The sequence below is a fragment of the Advenella sp. RU8 genome, from assembly GCF_048381675.1.
Lineage (GTDB): Bacteria > Pseudomonadota > Gammaproteobacteria > Burkholderiales > Burkholderiaceae_B > Advenella.
This window is the reverse complement of sequence record NZ_JBLWIS010000012.1, coordinates 61,922-80,856: the sequence shown is the minus strand read 5'-3', so window position 1 is coordinate 80,856 and position 18,935 is coordinate 61,922. Positions and strand designations below refer to the sequence as shown.

Sequence of the window (18,935 nt, the reverse complement as noted above, 5' to 3'; positions counted from 1 at the left end):
TTAGCCCCCTGTTCCGGAAAGACTGTGCCTGAGCTTTGGATCTACCAGGCAATACACCGCATCGACCAACAAATTAGCGGTTACCATACTGAACGTGATCAAGAGCAAGGCCGATTGCACAACAGCAAGATCACGATTGGAAACGGCCGATACAAGCAGGCGCCCCACTCCCGGCCAGGAAAAAACACTTTCCACAACCACCGCACCGGCAACCAGGCCACCCAGCATCAAGCCGATAATGGTAATAATGGGAATTGCCGCATTAGGTAAAGCGTGCCGGATAACCACCTGTTTCCAGTTCAATCCCTTGGCAACCGCAGCACGAATATATGGGCGTCCCAACACCTCGAGCATCGCTGAACGCGTAAACCGGGCCAGCACGGCGGCGCCACCGATCGTCAGGGTCAAGATAGGCAAAACAGCCGATTGCGCGGATTCATAGCCACCACTGGGAAGCCAGCCCAGACTGACCGCGAAGATCAATACCAGCAATAATCCCAATACAAAGCTGGGCAAAGTATGTCCCGCCACCGACAAGCTCATGACAAAACGGTCAATGAACGAGTTGCGGTTCAGTGCTGCCAGAATACCCATGGGCACACCCAGCAACAGCTGAAAAACAAACGCGGGAAAGGCAATATACAGTGTGGCGGGTACGGCCTCCAAAACCATGGTCATCGCCGACCGGCCATCACGCATTGACACACCAAACTCTCCATGGAGCAGACTGGAAAAATAACCCAGATACTGTTGCCACAATGGGGCATCCAGCCCTTGGCTTTTACGGAAAGCCTCAATCGCCTCCGGCGGTGCATCCGGTGAAAGAATAATCAGGGCCGGGTCACCCGACATCCGCAGAATGACAAACGCAAAACTGAGCACCAAAAAAACAGTTAATGAAGAACGAAAAATACGAGATGCAAAATACGACAGCATAGTTACGCTCCTGCTGCGATGCTGTGGTCCGCAACGCCAGCCACCTGATACAAGTGGCAAGCGACCTTGCGTTGCGAATCAAGCGATACCAGAGCCGGTCTTTCCTGCCTGCAACGTGCGGTTGCATGCTGGCAACGCGGATGAAAAGCACAACCGGCCGGTACATCAATGGGGTTGGGTGGCTCACCCTGCAAAACAATACGTTGGCTTTGCTGTCCCTGCCGCATAACGGGAATCGCAGAGACCAGTGCCTGTGTATATGGATGTGCCGGATGACTGAAAATTTGTTTGGTGTCCCCCTGCTCGACGATCCGGCCCAAATACATGACAGCCACTTCATCACAAATATGCCGCACCACCTTCAGGTCATGACTGATGAACAGGATGGCCACCTTTCTTGCTTTTTGCAGGTCCTCAAGCAAATTGATGACCTGGGCCTGAATCGAAACATCCAGAGCCGAAATCGGCTCGTCACACACCAGCAGGCTCGGTTCCAAGACTAGCGCGCGGGCCAGCACGACCCGTTGACGTTGGCCACCGGACAATTCGTGGGGATAGCGTTCAAACATATGAGGCATGAGGCCGACCGCCTCGAGACTATTGGCGGCTTTGCGATAATTGAATTCTCTTGAACCGTTACCCTGTACCGTTAATGGCTCAATGACCTGCTCGATAATCGGCAAACGACGATCCAGCACAGCCAACGGATCCTGATAAATCATTTGCATGCGCTTTCTCAGTGCACGCCAATGCCTGGTCCGCTGATGGGGGACTTCTTCACCTTCAAAACGGATCGAGCCCTGACTAGGCGCTAGCAACCCAAGCACCATTTTGGCCGTCGTCGATTTGCCACAACCGGACTCACCAACCAGACCCAGGGTTTTGCCGGCCTGCAGGGTAAATGACACCCCATCTACAGCTTTCAGGACATTTTTTTTACCAAATAACAATGATGATGACTTGACCGGATAGTGACGGACAAGTTGATTGACTTCAAGCAACACTTGACTGCTCTCCAAGGTTGAAACAGGAAACCAGATGTTCCCTGTCCAAGCGAACCTGCACCGGCTGGGCATTTACACACAATTGGGTACTACGCTCGCAACGCGGGCTAAAACTGCACCCTAGTGGCAACTTGCCCGGTTCAGGCACAAACCCCGGAATCGACTTCAGGCGACCAGACGATTGCAAATCAGGCAAGGCATCCATCAATCCACGGGTATAAGGGTGAGCCGGGCTGGAAAAAATCCGCTCGCTGCTTGCCGATTCCACCACCCTGCCGGCATACATCACCATCACCCGGTCACTAATATCGGCAATCACCCCCAAATCATGCGAAATCAGGGCCATTGCCATGCCAGACTCGGCACGCACTTCTTTGAGCAAGTCAAGAATCTGGGCTTGCACCGTGGCATCCAGCGCAGTGGTTGGCTCATCGGCAATCAAGAGTTCGGGTTCACCAGCCAGTGCCATGGCAATCATGACACGCTGGTTCATACCGCCGGACAATTCGTGTGGATAGGCTTTCATGCGTTGTGCCGCATCGGGAATCCGTACCCGATCCAGCAATCGTTTGGCTTCTTCCAGCGCAGCCTGGCCATGCAGGCCCCGGTGCAGGCTAACCGCCTCGGCGACTTGTGAGCCGATGCGGTGTGCCGGATTCAGGGAAGAAGAAGGATCCTGAAAAATCATGGCAATGCGCTTGCCCCGCAGGCCGGTCAAAACCGTTGATGAAGCCGACAGAATTTCCTGCCGGTTCAACTTCACCGAACCGGACAGACGGGCCCGCTTGCCCAGCAAGCCCATGATGGCCAGCCAGGTTACGCTTTTGCCGCAGCCGGACTCACCCACAATACCCACGGTTTCACCCGGCAGAATATCCAGATCGATACCATGCAATACTTGCACAATACGGTCTTGCTGCTCAAACGCCACTTTCAGATTACGTATGCTAAGGGTTGCTTCCTGGTTGGCAGGCGCGGCTGCCCCCTGGACAGAGCGCAAACCGGTTGCCGGTTTAAGCTGGATTTCAGGCTGCTGCCCGGCATCAACGTCTACATCGCGCCGGTTTTCCGGAGATGAAATAGGCAATGGCATAATGATTCAGGTCCTGTGCTTTATTTGAATGTGACGTTTTCAGCGCGGAAATCCATCATGAAATTGGGAGACCATTTCCAGTCGATGTCTTTACGCTTGCCATAAAACACAGCCGTACCATACAACACGGTATAAGCGGGATCCTCGCGCTCGCTGATTTCCAGCATGCGACGGAAAGTTGCCTTGCGCTCTTCAGGATCAACCGATGTTTCCAAAAGCAGGGAAAGCTTGTTGAACTCTTCATTGGCCCACTCACCATTTTGCTGTTGCTGTCCATTCGGGCCATGTTGGTTCACCAAAGAACTGACCGGGTCACTAAATGTTGCCGAGTTGGACCAGTCACGTGCACCACGATTGGTCTTTTCAGAAACCTGTGGCCAGTTTTCCTTCATTTGCAACTCGATGTTCAAGCCAACCGCACGCCACATTTCAACCAAAACCTGGGCAGTCTGGGTTTGGTTTCCATAGTAGTTGTTCAAAATGCGGTAAGGAATAGGCTCTCCGTTATAACCGGCCTCCTTGAGCAATTTTTTAGCCAGCTCAGGGTTATATTCAGGCACTGTCCAATCTTTCAGGAACATGTCACCGTAATATTCCCACTGCAAACCAGCCGGTACGCTGGTGCGACCGTCCCACAAAGCTTGCACAATCGCCTCACGGTCAATCGCATGGGTCATCGCCTGACGCACTTTGGGATTGGCCAACACAGGATGATTCTTGTCGAAAACAACAATACGGTGATTCAGAACCGGGCCACCCACCACTTCGAACTTGCCATTGGCTTCGATAGTCTTGATTTGATCTGAAGGCACATCGGTCACAAAATCATACTGGCCGGAAAGCAGACCATTAATCCGGGAAGACACCTCGGGCACAACCACATAACGAATTTCTTTTACATTGGGCTTGCCGCCGAAATACTCATCGTGAGCTTCCAGTATCAAATATTGGTCAGGCTTAAATTCTTTAACCTTGAAAGGACCAGCACTAACCGGGTTACGTGCCCAGCTGTTCCAGTCTTCAGCAGACAGATACGCTTTTTTCGACACAATCTCGGCACCCACACGGGTCAAACGGCCCTCCAATGTCAAATCAGGTACTGCATTAACCAGATGTACCGTATAGTCATCAATCACTTTGACTTCTTCAACAGAAGGCCACAAGCGACGCGCAATGGCAACTACCTCTGGCGGAGGTTCAATTGTGGTCTTGGTATTGACGGTAGCCAGTTTTTTACCATAGTCCACTGCAATGGTTTTATTGTCATTCTCTGCACGGCGCGGTTGGGTCTTGCCAAACATGCGCTCCGGGCCAAAGCTGAACGCCACGTCTTCTGCGGTCAGTTCTTCACCATTATGAAACTTCACCCCTTTGCGCAGCTTCAACTCTACGGTATTGTTATCAATCCGTTTCCATGATTCAGCAATGCCTGGTTTTTGCGACATATCACCGGTTGCATTGACCTCGATCAGGCCTGAGTAGATCATGGGCAGTACGCGTCCGCCAACGTTGCTTTGCTCACGCAAAGGATCCAGGGAACCCGAGTTCACAACTTGTTGCACGGCAACCGTGATAACCGGCCTGTCATCAACAGGCTGGGCCAGCAACTGGCCGGAAAAAAAAGGCGAAGAAAAGGCAAAGGCAGTGCTTATCAGCAGCATGCCGCGACGGGTAATTTTCATACAACTTCCATAAAAATGACACACAAATGACAGTAATTTTTTGTCATTAATTAACAATTAATTATTTTTTAAAAATAATTTTTATGGAATTTTAGGTAGGCTATATTTCAGGGTAATTACTAATATTGATTTAAATATATATTGTTTATAAACTTAATTTTTAAACTTAATATGATTGAAACATTATTAATATAAGTACATATAAAAATAATATTTAAATTTAAATTACACTTCATAAAAATGAAATAAAAAAAAAGCACTGGTCAAATACCAGTGCTTATCATACGCAATCTTAAAAGATCAGAATTATTTATTTCCAGTTTTACCTTCGCCCGGGAACCGGCTGCCTGTGACGCTCTTCCTTGCGCCGCTCAAGCCACTCCATCAGGATTTTCAGCACTAATGTCATTAATGCCATCAAGGCCAGCACACTGGCTGCCGTAAAGGCCGCTGCCACCTTATAGTCATTATTCAGCTGATCAACCAGCAATGGCAAGGTCAGGGTCTGGTTCATGATGGTACCGGACACCACCGCCACCGCGCCATATTCACCCACCGCACGTGCGTTGCTTAACACGGCACCATACAGCAGACCCCATTTGATATTGGGCAAGGTTACTTTGGTAAAGATTTGCCAGCCGTTGGCACCCAGCGTCAGGGCGGTTACTTCTTCATCCAGCCCCTGGGCCCTGATGAGCGGAATCAAAATACGGGCCACATAAGGTGAAGTCACAAACAGGGTCACCAGAATGATGGCAGGCCAGGCGAACACCACCTGGATGTCATTGGCCGATAACCATTGCCCCAAGGCACTTTCCCGGCCAAACAGTATCAAGTAGCAGAAACCGGCCACTACCGGCGAAGTGGCATAAGGAATATTGACCAGTGCCTGCAACAGCTTTTTGCCCTTGAATTCGTAATGGGTAATGCACCATGCCAACATGATGCCAAACACGATATTGACAGGCACCGCAACCAGTGCTGCCAGCACCGTCAGGCCAATGGCATGCAACATATAATCTTCGGAAAGATTGCTCCACAAAGCGGCAAGGCCATCACCCAGTGCCATTGTGAAAATCAATACCAAAGGCAGAACCAGCAAAACGATGGCAAAGACAACGCCCAAGCCAATCAGAAACCATTGCCCAAAAGTATCCGGTTTTTGTCCACTCATTTTATCTTCTACCTGTCTTCGTATTTATCAAGGAAATTGCTTTGCCACCATTGCAAGACAAACAGCAATAACAGGGAAGCTACTAATACCACAGAGGCAATTGCCGCTGCTGCCGGATAATTGAACTCCTGCAAACGCACAAACAACATGAGTGAAGTCACTTCGGTTTCGAAAGGAATATTGCCGGCAATCATGATAACTGCCCCGAATTCGCCCAGGCTACGGATAAAAGCCTGCGATGCACCGGCTATCAGGGCTGGCCTGACTGCCGGAAACAACACCCGGGAAAATGTCTGCCATTTATTAGCCCCCAGCATGGAAGCCGCTTCTTCGTATTCGCCCTTGAGGTCTTCAAGCACCGGTTGCACCGAACGCACAATAAAAGGAATACTGGTGAAAATCATGGCCACCACAATACCCGGAAAAGCGTAGGCAATCTTGATATCCATGGCGGCAAACCACTGCCCGATCCAGCCACTGGGTGCAAAAAGGGCCGACAAGGTAAGCCCGGCAACCGCGGTGGGCAGGGCAAACGGCAAGTCCATTAAAGAATCAAGCAGGCGTTTGCCCGGGAAGTCATAGCGGGTAATAATCCAGGCAAACAAAAACCCGATCACACAGACCAGGATAGTTGAATACAAAGCACCCAGAATAGTCACCCGATAACTGCTTAGCACGCGCGGGTCGGTAATGGCGCCCCAATACTCTGCCCATGTCATCCCGCTTACGTAAACCAGCAGGGTGGACAGGGGAACCAGAATAATTAGGCTGATGTATAAAACGGAAAAACCGAAGGTCGGGCCAAAGCCCGGCAGCAACGGTGTCCGTTTAAAAAATGAGAATGTGGTTGACATCAAGAATATTTAACGACGCTTGGACAATAAACCGTCAAGTATACCGCCTGAACCAAAATGTTTTTCCTGGATTTCATTCCATGATCCCAAAACATCGGTAGGGTTAATGGTACGTACAGGCGCATACTGGGCTTCTGTTGCCTTGACCACTTCAGGGTCATGCACACGCAGATTAAACGTGGTTAACAGTTGCTGGATATCCTTGCTGTACTGGAACTGCAGGTATTCTTTTGCCAGATCTCGGGTACCACGGTTATCGACCACTTTGTCCACCACGGCTACCGGGAATTCGGCCAGTACGGAAACCGGTGGCACCACCACTTCAAAGCCCTTGTCTTTATATTCTTTGTCGTTGGCAATGTTAATTACTTCCGATTCAAAGGTCAGCAGTGCATCACCCTGCCCGTTTTGGGCAAAGGCAACCGTTGCGGCACGGCCACCTGTCGGGAAGTTAACCACATTACCCAGCAATTTGCCGACAAATTCCTTAATCTTGGCCTCATCACCATTGAATTTCTCATTGGCATATAACCAGGCGCCCAAGTAAGAGTAGCGCGCATTGCCGGATGTTTTCGGGTTGGGAAAAACCACTTTTACATCTTCACGCACCAGGTCATCCCAGGTTTTGATGTTCTTGGGATTGCCTTCGCGTACCAGGAAAGCGATCGTGCTGTAGTAAGGAGAGCTGTTGTTTGCAAACGCCTTCTGCCAGTCTTCTTTAACAAGGCCATTCTTTTCCAGAAAATTGATATCCGTCACCTGATTGAAAGTCACCACGTCCGCTTTTTTGCCCTGGACGATATCCTGGGCCTGGCGGGAAGTACCGGCAAACGATTGGTCAATCTTGACGTCCTCGCCCGTTTTGGCTTTCCAGTATTCGACAAACTTGGGGTTAATGGCGCCAAACAGCTCGCGGGCAACATCATAAGAGGCATTCAGTATGGCTTTTTCCTGGGCATGCGCCGCTGTTGCTGAAAAAGCGGATACCGTTGCCACAGCCAGAATTATTTTCTTCAACATAATCTATATCTCATTCAAATAAGTAAATTTTGCAGGCACCTTTATTCTCTTTTACCCACAGTGTTTGCTTCGTTGCCAACTGGAAGTTATTAGCGTAAGGTTGAAGCAAGAATAACAAAGAGATATATACATAGGAACGACTAAATAATAATTTCCATATTACCAAAAGATATATTAAATATTCATCCACAAACAATGAAAAGCGGCTTTGCCCGCTGGTCCCGCCAGCCAACGCAAAGCCGCTTCGGTCTCAAAACCCGCCTGTTTTTCCAGGCAGGTCAATGACACATTAATAATGAATTACCGCACGGATGGATTTACCTTCATGCATCAGGTCAAACGCTTCGTTAATGCGCTCCAGCGGCAAGGTATGGGTAATGTACGGATCAAGATCAAGCTCTCCGGCCATGACCTGCTCTACCATGCCAGGCAATTGGGTACGCCCTTTGACACCCCCGAAGGCACTGCCACGCCAGACCCGACCGGTGACCAGCTGGAATGGACGGGTCCGGATTTCCTGACCGGCGGCCGCCACACCAATAATCACGCTTTCACCCCAGCCTTTATGACAGCATTCCAGGGCTGAACGCATCACATCAACATTACCGATACATTCAAAACTGAAATCCACGCCGCCATCGGTCATTTCAACAATGACGTCCTGAATGGGGCGGTCATGGTCTTTGGGGTTGACGCAATCGGTCGCGCCCAGTGCCTTGGCCAGAATGAACTTATTGGGGTTGGTATCTATGACAATAATCCGGCCGGCCTTGGCCTGCACGGCTCCCTGGATAACCGCCAGGCCAATGGCGCCCAGACCGAACACGGCCACGGTGTCTCCCTCTTTGACCTTGGCGGTGTTGTGAACCGCTCCAATACCAGTGGTGACACCGCAACCCAACAGGCAGACCTTTTCAAGCGGTGCCTCGGGATTGACCTTGGCCAGCGACACTTCGGCCACCACTGTGTATTCACTGAAAGTACTGGTGCCCATGTAGTGGTAAATGGGCTGGCCGTTATAGCTGAAACGGGTGGTGCCGTCGGGCATGAGGCCCTTGCCCTGGGTTTCCCGAACGGATGAACACAGATTGGTTTTACCCGATGTGCAGAATTTGCACTTGCCGCATTCTGCCGTGTAAAGGGGAATCACATGGTCACCCGGCTTGACGCTGGTCACGCCCTCGCCCACTTCCACCACAATACCGCCACCTTCATGGCCCAGGACGGCCGGAAAAACCCCTTCGGGATCAACCCCGGAAAGCGTATAGGCATCGGTATGGCACAAGGCGGTATGGGTGATTTTGACCAGCACCTCGCCTTTACGGGGTGGTTCAACATCAATCTCTACAATTTGCAAAGGCTTGCCCGGTTCAAAAGCAACTGCGGCACGTGATTTCATGGTTTTCTCCTGGAATAGCAGTTTGTTCAGAGGGAATGCGGCAACGGCCGCTTTATATTATTTCAGATATGAGCGGACCAGACCGGTTAACTCATTGACGCTTTGCGCACGCCGTTCTGCCGAAAGATCCGACTGACCGAACTCTTCGCGTATATGGGCCTCCATCACTTCCGACATCAGGCCGTTTACAGCACCGCGGATAGCCGCAATCTGCTGCAGTACGGGACCACAATCGGCCCCGTCTTCAAGCGCACGTTCAAGCGCATCACACTGACCGCGAATACGGCGTATGCGTGCGAGTACACGTTTCTTTTCCTGAGGCGAATGTGGCATGAGATATTGCCCTTAAATAATATACTAGGGTATAGTATATCAGAGGAAATTTGAAAATAAAAGGGTTAAATTTCAATACAATAACCGTGCTGATAATCCTCACACTGTACCTGATTCATGACTTTGCTATAGCCTCGCTGATTCGACAGAAAACGAGTTGCCCCCACCGTGGTTTCAATACAATCATGACTGTGACCGTATATCCAGACATCGGCCAATTGATATAAATGCGGGATATCCGTGGCCCAATAAGCACTCTGAATCAGCGCATCAGCATCCTGGCGATAAGCCGTAGCCAGCAACTCGAAGGCAGGCAGAAAATGTGAAACCACCACTTTTTTCCTGACCGCTTTGTTTTCTGACAGCAAGGCTTCCCGAATGAAGGCACAGGCTTTTTTATATTCTTTGACCGTATTGGCTGGCTGCATCGCCACCAGACTGCCATTAGCGGAATAACAATGTATTTTCCGGAAGTCGGGAATTTTTTTACGGGCCCACTGCATGGAAATATCGGCCTGCCCAGCCAGTGAAAAATCAGTCCAGAGCGTACTGCCTACAAACAGCACATCGCCTATTTGCACCACCTCATTGTCCAGCAGGGTTACCTGATAAGCTTCACAAAGCTGACGGTAATATTGTTTGGCCTTTTCAAACTCAAGGCCATAATATTCATGATTGCCTAATACATACAGAACGGGTAATCCGGGGGCCTCGCGCCTGATTCGGCCCAAAAAGTGGGCCATCGAAGACAAGTCTCCCATATCACCGGCCAGCACCAGGACATCCAGTTCTGGCAAATTAGTAATGGTACATGCACTAAACTCGGTATGCAGATCGCTGTGGATGCCAACTTTTAACATGGGTTTGCCTGTAACAATGAGGATTCAATAAGCTTTACATACTGGTTCACAGGATAGCCCGAATATTGGCAATTTTGAAGCAGTATCCGCCAGCCTCAACAAGACATGCATTAAAAATCACGGCCAGTTTCATTCTGCCCTGCAAATACCCATGCGCTCATACCGGCTTATGGAAAAAATAAAAGCGGGACATCGTAAAGCTGGCTGGACACTCCTGCCCAACCGTTGCCGGGCCTACCTGATGACCCTCAAAGCCTTGCAAAAACTGTATGGCAAGAAAGAGTCAAGCGGATTTTCGAGAATGCGGACCATCCAGAGTTGATTGTTTTCAGTTAAAACCACATCAATTCCGATGACTATCGTCCTTCAGGAAATGGTCAAGCCAGATTGTTGCCAGAGGGGTAAGCTCACACCAAGCCTGGAATTTAACCGCTAAACAGTAACTTGCCTGCCTGAGATTGGACTCACTGGATCCAATCTCAGGCAGGCATTTCTTATTATGAAAAAAAACGGGTTGAAATTTACAATTCTTATATATTCACCTTCACCAAGAAATGTACATTAATAAATTTACCATTGAAATACCTAAATAATGACAGTAATATTTAATAAAAATTGAAAATGAAAACTTACCTCGGTTGTTCATTCTGTTAAATTTCAATGTAAAAATTTCAGAACTAAAATTTTTTTGTCATAAACGCACAGTATTTTGCTTTTATGATCAGCAACAGTCAATCCTCAACCTTAACTTTCACAACACGTTCGCGCTTAGGATAGTAAAATGACTAAAAATCCAGATACGAGCTTTAATCAACTTGACGATGTGTACTCATCGCTCGAACTTTCTTCCTCCTTACCCAAAAGCAAATTCCCTTCACATGAACGCAACCCGCAAAATGTTTTTGCCGCTGTTCGCGATGAATTGATGCTTGACGGCAACTCACGACAAAACCTGGCCACCTTTTGCCAGACTTGGGTCGATGACGAAATCCGCGACCTCATGGATCTGTCCATCGACAAAAACATGATCGATAAGGATGAATATCCCCAGACCGCCGAGATTGAGGCTCGTTGCGTAAGAATGATCGCTGACTTGTGGCATTCTCCCGATGCGGAAAACACCCTGGGCTGCTCTACCACCGGCTCTTCCGAAGCCGCCATGCTCGGTGGCCTGGCCCTGAAATGGAGCTGGCGCAAAAAACGCCAGGCACTGGGCAAACCCACTGACAAGCCAAACCTGATTTGCGGTCCGGTACAAATCTGCTGGCATAAATTTGCCCGTTATTTCGATGTTGAACTGCGTGAAATTCCGCTGGAAGGCGACCGCCTGATCATGAGCCCTGAAGAAGTGCTCAAGCGCGTAGATGAAAACACTATCGGTGTTGTACCTACCCTGGGTGTCACCTTCACCTGCCAATACGAACCGGTCAAGGCAGTACATGATGCCCTTGACAAACTGCAAGAAGAAACCGACCTGGACATCCCCATACACGTAGACGGCGCAAGCGGCGGCTTCCTGGCTCCTTTTTGCGCACCCGATATCGAGTGGGACTTCCGCCTGCCACGCGTCAAATCCATCAATACTTCCGGCCATAAATTTGGCCTGGCTCCCTTAGGTGCCGGCTGGGTTGTCTGGCGTGAAGCAACTGACTTGCCCGAAGAGCTTATTTTCAATGTCAATTACCTGGGCGGCGATATGCCCACGTTTGCATTGAACTTTTCCCGCCCCGGTGGACAGATCATTGCCCAGTACTATAATTTCCTGCGCCTGGGCCGCGAAGGCTACGCCAAAATCCACAACGCCTGCTATGCAACCGCGCAATACCTGGCCAAAGAAATCGGCAAGCTTGGTCCCTTTGAAATCCTCTTCGATGGCGACAGCCAAAAAGGCATTCCAGCCCTGGCCTGGAAACTGAAAGAAGACCAGGCGATTGGTGGCTACACCCTTTATGACTTTGCCGATCGCCTGCGCAGCCGAGGCTGGCAGGTTCCTGCCTATTCCATGCCTGCCAACCGCGAAGACCTGGTCGTTCAACGTATTCTTGTCCGCCACGGTGTCAGCATGGACCTGGGCAGCCTGCTGATTGAAGACATGAAACGGGCGCTCGACTACTTCGAAAAACACCCTGTCTCCCGGCCCCTGACTGAAAAAGAAGGGTCCGGCTTCAACCACGGATAATCCGCTTTTCTGCCGTGTAATGTAAATCGACACTTTTTGGCAATGCTTTTTTCTGACCTTGCCCAAAAGTGTCGTCACGCATAAGGCCAATTACCTATTGGCCTTGTCGGTATCTTGTACCCTATTCTTCATGGAGACAGCGATCGTGAAACCATCTGCGTCCAATGCCAGCAAACAACTTTCCCTGCTGGGCTTTTTTGCCATTACCGCATCCATGGTGATGGCCGTTTATGAATACCCAACCTTTGCGACATCCGGCTTCAGCCTGGTGTGTTTCCTGCTTCTTGGCGGACTTTTATGGTTCATTCCGGTTGGCCTGTGTGCAGCAGAAATGGCTACCGTCAAGGGCTGGGAAGAAGGCGGTGTATTCACCTGGGTATCCAATACACTCGGTGAAAAATGGGGCTTTGCCGCCATTTCCTTCGGCTACCTCCAGATCGCCGTGGGCTTCATCCCCATGCTGTATTTTGTTTTAGGCGCACTTTCTTATATCCTGAACTGGCCAGCACTTAATACGGATCCAACCACCAAAACCGTTGCTGCCCTGATTATCCTCTGGGCATTGGCCTTTACACAATTTGGCGGCACCAAATATACCGCACAAATTGCCAAAATCGGTTTTTTTGCCGGTATTCTGTTACCTGCGCTTGTGCTGGTTGTGCTCGCCATCAGCTATTTGCTAAGCGGTGCCCCCCTGGCTATTGAAATGAGTGCATCCACGTTTTTCCCGGATTTCACCCAAATCGGTACCCTGGTGGTCTTTGTTGCCTTCATCCTGAGCTATATGGGCGTCGAAGCTTCTGCCACCCATGTAAACGAGATGAAAAACCCCGGGCGCGACTACCCGATGGCCATGTTGCTCCTGATGATTGCCGCCATCTGCCTGAGTTCGATTGGCGGCCTGTCAGTAGCATCTGTCATTCCTCATGCTGAAATCAACCTTTCCGCCGGTGTGGTGCAAACGTTCAACGTACTGATTAACCATTTCGGCCCCGGTTTTGAATGGACGGTACGCGTAATCGCTGCATTCCTGATGCTTGGCGTGCTGGCTGAAATCGCTTCATGGATTGTTGGTCCTTCACGCGGCATGTATGTCACCGCACAAAAAGGAATCCTGCCCGCCGCCTTTTCGAAAGTAAACAAAAACGGGGTACCGGTCAGACTGGTTATTTCTCAACTCTTGATTACGAGCGTTGCCATTATTGTGTTGACCAATACCGGTGGAGGCGGTGGAAACATGTCGTTCCTGATTGCCTTGGCGCTCACCGTGGTCATTTACCTGTGCAGCTATTTCCTGCTGTTTCTCGGGTACATCCATCTGGTACGCAAGCAACCTGAAAAAGAACGCGCCTTTAACATTCCCGGTGGCAATGGTGTCAAGATTCTGGTTGCCTCAACCGGCTTTATCATCTCGGTGCTGGCGTTTATCATCTCTTTCTTCCCGCCAAGCTCGCTGCCTGGTGCCGCTGCAGATGAAAGCTACGTAACATTGCTGGTGGTCAGCTTCCTGATCGTTGTGGCCCTGCCATTTATCATCTATGCCATCCATGATAAACGTGGCAAGAAAACCAACGTCACCTTGGTACCCATCACGTCACAGAATGCACCCAAAGGGCATTTCTTCATGCACCCACGGGCACGTTCACCGCACCATCTGTTGTCCAAAGAGGCCGATGAAAACGCCTAACGGCCAATAACAGCAAAATGGGGGACTTGACCCAAAATGGCATCCCCCATTTTTGCAACAGATCGTCCCCTGATCTTTAACGATTATCATAAAACTGCTTGATAAACGACTGACGGAAAATTTGATGACAAGCCAGGCAATTCTGCTGCGTTTTTGAAAACGCTGCAATAACACCTGGTCCATCAGCCTGCTTTGCCGCTTCGCCCATCTCTGTTGCTGCCTCTTTCATCTTCAGGTCGGTACCCCGGAATTTGCTGGCGTCAGCACCCAGCCAAGTAATGATTTTCACCCTTTCCTCTGGAGGGGGTTCGGCATGGTTGGCAATTTTTGATGCCAACCCGGCAACCAGTGCCCAGTCTTCATGGGAAATTGCACCGGTGACTGCCTGCATATCATCGCCAAGCTGTTTCATGACAGCGCGAAGCGCCATGGGCTTTTCATCTTGCACGGACTGAGCATGAACACCAGTGGCAAACGCTGTCAATGTGACAGACAAGGCAATACTCAATAGCGAACGGGACTTAAAAATAATACTCATGGAACTCTCCTTTGGTATTGTTAACTGCCAATGTGTATTGGCAATAATGATAACCAGTACCTGCCTGATTGCACTAAAAAATCCGTGCCATTTTCTTGGATAGTGTATAACCCGGGCCCTGTAATTCGCTAAAAACAGTCCGGCCAAACCCGGGAGTCCAGACATGAAATTAATAGCTGACATGATTTGAAAAAAAAGCCGAAACAGTCTTAACCCCCCCGTTAGACTGGGGCCATAAAGCAAATTTTATACATACCAAGGAATTATAAAAATTATATTTATTATACCTTTCTGTTATAAATTACCAATTTTTTTATATTTCTATTCCCGGGCTGCAACGTGATGTAATAAGTCACATTCTGTTAATAAACAGAACAATTTACGCAACCTGCCCAATTGAAATGGAATTGATAATGAAAAACAAAATTACGGCTTTAGCCTTGGTAGCCACTGCTTTTTTTGCCGGTTTTTCCGGTGCGGCACACGCCGATCGCCTGGAAGATATTAAAAAAGCCGGCGTACTTAAAGTAGCCTCTTTTGACAGTAACCCGCCATTTGGCTTTGTAAACGAAAAAACCCGCCAAATTAACGGGCTGGATGTCGATTATGCACAAGCACTGGCAAACAAGCTGGGCGTAAAACTGGAAGTGGTGCCCACCAACCCGGCCAACCGTGTACCTTTATTAACATCAAATAAAGTGGACTTAGTCCTGGCAAACTTTACCATCACGGAAGAACGCGGCAAACAGGTTGATTTCAGTATTCCCTATTTCGCATCAGGCCAGCAATTTATTGCCAAAAAAGGGGTATTAAGCTCTCCGGACCAATTAAACAGTTTACGTATTGGTGTTGATAAAGGCACCACCAATGAAATCGTTCTACGTGAAAAATACCCGCAAGCCAAACTGGTTGCCTATGATGATACGCCCTTTGCCTTTACCGCATTACGTAATGGCAATGTACAGGCCATTACACAAGACGGCCCTAAATTAATCGGCTTGCTGGCCAATGTACCTGATAAAGAAAACTATGAAATTCCCGCATTTTCAATTTCAGACGACTTGATCGGAATTGGCATACCCAAAGGTGAAACGGCATTGAAAGCATTTGTGGACAACGCTTTGCTTGAATTGGAAGCATCTGGTGAGGCAGAAAAAATATATAACACCTGGTTTGGCCCGGACACCAAAACACCATTGCAACGTATTTATAAAATTGGCAACAAATAAAAAATAATAATCCGGCAACCCGATAGGTAAAACTATCGGGTTCTACAAAATAAAAAAAATGAATGATTTTTGGCTTGCCCCGCATTACGTCAACTGGCTGTTGGCCGGTTTTGGCGTAACCTTAATCCTGTCTTTTTGTGTTTCCCTGGCCGCTACGCTGCTGGGATTTTTTGTTTGTCTGGCCAGGGTTTCCCATTCGGCCTTTTTTACCATACCTGCCAAAATTTACCTGAGCATTTTCAGGAACACGCCTTTACTCGTGCAATTGTTTTTCTGGTATTTTGGTGTTTCTTCGCTCCTTCCCGCTTCTGCCGTCACATGGCTGAATACCCCCCATATCTGGACTGTTTTTATGGGTGATATTCATTGGCCTGCTTTTGAATATATTGCCGGTTTCACCGGTTTAACGCTTTATACAGCCGCCTTTATTGCCGAAGAACTTCGTTCAGGCGTACAAAGCGTTTCCATCCAACAGCGGTTTGCCGCCACGGCATTGGGCATGAAAGCCTCGCAAATGTGGCGTTACGTGATTTTTCCCCAGGCAGTGCGCAATGCCTTTCCGTCTTTACTGGGGCAATACATGAATACCATCAAGAATACCTCTTTGACCATGGCCATCGGTGTGGCAGAACTGTCTTATGCTGCCCGGCAGGTAGAAACTGAAACATTTAAAACATTCCAGGCTTTTGGGATTGCCACTATTCTTTATATTCTGGCAATTGTGGTGCTTGAAGTGGTGGGCCAATACATCCTGAAATCCCGTACATTCGTACAAGGCAGGCGCTAATGGATTTCACCGTCATCAGCAATAACCTGACCTATTTTTTAATTGGTGCTTATCCGTACGGCCCCCTGGGAGGCGCGGCACTCACCATTATCTTAAGCATTGCTTCCGCCCTTGCTTCCGCCATTCTGGGATTGGCATTTGGCATCACCCTTGCATTAACAAAAGGCATTGTTCATACGGCACTGCTTACTTTCCTGGGGTTTTTCAGGGCGATTCCGGTCATCATGCTTATTTTTTGGGTTTATTTTTTATTGCCCATTCTTTTTCATATTGATATTCCGGGAACCATTACGGTGGTTTGCTCTTTATCTTTGATTGGCGGCGCCTACCTGGCCCATGCCGTCTATGCCGGCATTCGTAGCCTACCGGCCGGCCAATGGCAAGCTGCCGCGGCATTGGGCATGAAACCCCATCAGGTCATGCGTTATGTCATTTTACCCCAAGCCCTGCCGGTCATGATGCCCTCATTCATCAATCAATGGGTATCACTCATTAAAGACACCTCTCTTGCCTATGTGATTGGCGTTGCCGAACTGTCATTTGTGGCCACTCAGGTCAGTAACCGGGTAATGGTATATCCGGCAGAAATATTCCTGTTTGTTGCCGTTATTTATTATATATATTGTGTTGGCCTGTCTTTTGTTGCCAATGCCTTGTTAAAACGCTACCAGGCAAAATCAGCCCACACGTAATTTATTTCCAAATATGCCCCTATGATCAGCATTGAAAACATCTCCAAGTGGTATGGAACAACTCAGGTATTAAAAGACTGTTCCATACACGTCAACAAACAGGAAGTATTGGTTATTTGCGGGCCTTCAGGCTCGGGCAAATCAACCTTGATTAAAACCGTCAATGGCCTGGAGCCGTTTCAGCAAGGCACCATTACGGTGAATGGCACATCTGTTGGCGATCCGGCTACAAACCTGCCCGCTTTACGTGCCAAAGCCGGCATGGTTTTTCAGAATTTTGAATTGTTTCCGCATTTAACCGTCAGGGGAAATTTAACCTTGGCGCAACAAAAAGTGCTTGGACGCTCAAAAGAAGAAGCCAATGAACAGGTCAAAAAATACCTGGACCGCGTCGGCTTGGCCACCTTTGAGGACCGTTATCCGGCCAGCCTTTCAGGCGGCCAGCAACAGCGTGTGGCCATCGCAAGGGCGCTTTGCATGAATCCAGTCTGCATGCTGTTTGATGAGCCCACCTCTGCCCTGGACCCGGAGATGGTGCAAGAAGTGCTTGATGTGATGGTTGAGTTAGCCCAAGAGGGCATGACGATGATATGCGTAACGCATGAAATGGGTTTTGCACAAAAAGTGGCCGACCGGATTGTATTCATGGATAAAGGGCACATATTGGAAGATTGCCCCACAGCGTCGTTTTTCAATGACATACAGAATCGCTCTGAACGGGCACGTAATTTCCTGTCACGCTTGCTTTAACGCTCAAGCCAACTTGCTTCAACTATAAACAAAGCCCTTCAAATATTTATGCATTTGAAGGGCTTCTTGTTGAATAATTTTCTATTAAAATCAGCTGGTTAAACCAAACCAAATAGAAATTAATTAACTATATAATGTTTCTGGTAAAGCTTAAAACGGTATATCGTCGTCCATATCCATGATATTGCTGGCAGAACCGGCAGCAGGTGCTGATGGACGCTGGCTTTGCGGTGCACGCTGCGGTTGCTGGCGAGGTGCCGCATAAGAATCACTGAAATCATCGCCACCCATGCTTGTAGAGTCGGCACGACCACCCAGCATTTGCATCTGATCGGCAATGATATCAGTTGAATAACGATCCTGCCCGGTCTCTTTGTCTTGCCATTTGCGTGTCTTGATGCGGCCTTCCACATACACGGCGCTGCCTTTTTTAAGGTATTGACCGGCAACTTCAGCGAGGCGACCAAAGAAAGAAACGCGATGCCATTCGGTTTCATCACGGCGCTCACCGGTGTTTTTATCTTTCCAGCTAGAGGTGGTGGCAATAGAGATATTACACATTGCAGCACCGTCAGGGCTGTAACGGACTTCAGGGTCACGCCCCAGATTTCCCACTAAAATAACTTTGTTGACTGATGCCATAAAAATTTCCTAACAATTTGCATATACCTGGCCTGAATCTTAAAAAAACAAGCCGGTTAACAGAAGAATCATGTGC

General features: G+C 48.9%; 19 protein-coding genes. 7 read left to right on the top strand and 12 right to left on the bottom strand.

What is annotated here, in order from left to right; translation table 11 throughout:
• The 10 genes from ACM5Q9_RS13125 to ACM5Q9_RS13080 form a co-directional block, all read right to left on the bottom strand.
• Positions 1-936: an ABC transporter permease gene (locus ACM5Q9_RS13125; protein ID WP_169293395.1), complete on the bottom strand. Its 936-nt coding sequence runs from the start codon at positions 934-936 to the stop codon at positions 1-3.
• Between the two features lie 2 nt (positions 937-938).
• Complete coding sequence (locus tag ACM5Q9_RS13120; protein WP_418145183.1) at positions 939-1,940, bottom strand: ABC transporter ATP-binding protein; 1,002 nt, start codon at positions 1,938-1,940, stop codon at positions 939-941.
• Complete coding sequence (locus ACM5Q9_RS13115) at positions 1,930-3,033, bottom strand: ABC transporter ATP-binding protein (RefSeq protein WP_169293393.1); 1,104 nt, start codon at positions 3,031-3,033, stop codon at positions 1,930-1,932. Before ACM5Q9_RS13115 ends, ACM5Q9_RS13120 begins: the two co-directional genes overlap by 11 nt.
• Before the next feature lie 20 nt (positions 3,034-3,053).
• On the bottom strand, positions 3,054-4,715 hold the full coding sequence (locus tag ACM5Q9_RS13110; protein ID WP_169293392.1) for an ABC transporter substrate-binding protein: 1,662 nt from the start codon (positions 4,713-4,715) through the stop codon (positions 3,054-3,056).
• Positions 4,716-5,037: 322 nt separating this feature from the next.
• The gene (gene cysW / locus ACM5Q9_RS13105; protein WP_169293391.1) at positions 5,038-5,889 is read right to left on the bottom strand and encodes a sulfate ABC transporter permease subunit CysW; all 852 of its coding nucleotides are present in this window, start codon (positions 5,887-5,889) and stop codon (positions 5,038-5,040) included.
• Between the two features lie 8 nt (positions 5,890-5,897).
• The gene (gene cysT, locus ACM5Q9_RS13100) at positions 5,898-6,743 is read right to left on the bottom strand and encodes a sulfate ABC transporter permease subunit CysT (protein ID WP_169293390.1); all 846 of its coding nucleotides are present in this window, start codon (positions 6,741-6,743) and stop codon (positions 5,898-5,900) included.
• Between the two features lie 9 nt (positions 6,744-6,752).
• Entirely contained in the window at positions 6,753-7,763 is a 1,011-nt protein-coding gene (gene cysP / locus ACM5Q9_RS13095; protein ID WP_169293389.1) for a thiosulfate ABC transporter substrate-binding protein CysP, read from the bottom strand.
• Between the two features lie 289 nt (positions 7,764-8,052).
• A complete protein-coding gene (locus ACM5Q9_RS13090; protein ID WP_418145182.1) occupies positions 8,053-9,162 on the bottom strand; it encodes an S-(hydroxymethyl)glutathione dehydrogenase/class III alcohol dehydrogenase in 1,110 nt (369 codons plus the stop codon).
• A 57-nt stretch (positions 9,163-9,219) separates the two neighbouring features.
• The gene (frmR, locus tag ACM5Q9_RS13085) at positions 9,220-9,495 is read right to left on the bottom strand and encodes a formaldehyde-responsive transcriptional repressor FrmR (protein ID WP_418145181.1); all 276 of its coding nucleotides are present in this window, start codon (positions 9,493-9,495) and stop codon (positions 9,220-9,222) included.
• A gap of 65 nt (positions 9,496-9,560) precedes the next feature.
• Positions 9,561-10,355 (bottom strand): metallophosphoesterase, encoded by a 795-nt coding sequence (locus ACM5Q9_RS13080; protein ID WP_418145180.1) that lies wholly within the window; start codon positions 10,353-10,355, stop codon positions 9,561-9,563.
• A 151-nt stretch (positions 10,356-10,506) separates the two neighbouring features.
• Here ACM5Q9_RS13080 and ACM5Q9_RS13075 point away from each other — a divergent pair, with 151 nt between their 5' ends.
• The 3 genes from ACM5Q9_RS13075 to gadC all read left to right on the top strand — a co-directional run bounded on the left by ACM5Q9_RS13075 (position 10,507) and on the right by gadC (position 14,221).
• Entirely contained in the window at positions 10,507-10,677 is a 171-nt protein-coding gene (locus ACM5Q9_RS13075) for a hypothetical protein (RefSeq protein ID WP_418145179.1), read from the top strand.
• Positions 10,678-11,136: 459 nt separating this feature from the next.
• Positions 11,137-12,534 carry a glutamate decarboxylase gene (locus ACM5Q9_RS13070; protein WP_418145178.1) on the top strand — a complete coding sequence of 466 codons (1,398 nt, stop codon included), beginning with the start codon at positions 11,137-11,139 and terminating at the stop codon, positions 12,532-12,534.
• Positions 12,535-12,679: 145 nt separating this feature from the next.
• Positions 12,680-14,221 carry a glutamate:gamma-aminobutyrate antiporter gene (gene gadC / locus ACM5Q9_RS13065; RefSeq protein WP_418145177.1) on the top strand — a complete coding sequence of 514 codons (1,542 nt, stop codon included), beginning with the start codon at positions 12,680-12,682 and terminating at the stop codon, positions 14,219-14,221.
• 76 nt (positions 14,222-14,297) lie between these two features.
• Here the strand turns inward: gadC and ACM5Q9_RS13060 are convergent, their stop codons facing one another.
• Positions 14,298-14,759: a cytochrome c gene (locus ACM5Q9_RS13060; RefSeq protein WP_418145176.1), complete on the bottom strand. Its 462-nt coding sequence runs from the start codon at positions 14,757-14,759 to the stop codon at positions 14,298-14,300.
• A 413-nt stretch (positions 14,760-15,172) separates the two neighbouring features.
• On the opposite strand from ACM5Q9_RS13060, the gene ACM5Q9_RS13055 reads away from it, so the two are divergent.
• Genes ACM5Q9_RS13055 through ACM5Q9_RS13040 form a run of 4 tightly spaced genes read left to right on the top strand, consistent with a single transcriptional unit; the run spans position 15,173 to position 18,217 of the window.
• Entirely contained in the window at positions 15,173-15,988 is an 816-nt protein-coding gene (locus tag ACM5Q9_RS13055) for an ABC transporter substrate-binding protein (protein ID WP_418145175.1), read from the top strand.
• Positions 15,989-16,046: 58 nt separating this feature from the next.
• On the top strand, positions 16,047-16,775 hold the full coding sequence (locus ACM5Q9_RS13050; RefSeq protein ID WP_418145174.1) for an amino acid ABC transporter permease: 729 nt from the start codon (positions 16,047-16,049) through the stop codon (positions 16,773-16,775).
• Positions 16,775-17,467 (top strand): amino acid ABC transporter permease, encoded by a 693-nt coding sequence (locus ACM5Q9_RS13045; RefSeq protein WP_418145173.1) that lies wholly within the window; start codon positions 16,775-16,777, stop codon positions 17,465-17,467. Before ACM5Q9_RS13050 ends, ACM5Q9_RS13045 begins: the two co-directional genes overlap by 1 nt.
• Positions 17,468-17,488: 21 nt before the next feature.
• Entirely contained in the window at positions 17,489-18,217 is a 729-nt protein-coding gene (locus ACM5Q9_RS13040) for an amino acid ABC transporter ATP-binding protein (protein ID WP_418145172.1), read from the top strand.
• Positions 18,218-18,367: 150 nt separating this feature from the next.
• On the opposite strand, the gene ssb is transcribed toward ACM5Q9_RS13040, so the two are convergent.
• A complete protein-coding gene (gene ssb / locus ACM5Q9_RS13035) occupies positions 18,368-18,859 on the bottom strand; it encodes a single-stranded DNA-binding protein (protein ID WP_418145171.1) in 492 nt (163 codons plus the stop codon).
• Positions 18,860-18,935 lie beyond the last annotated feature (76 nt).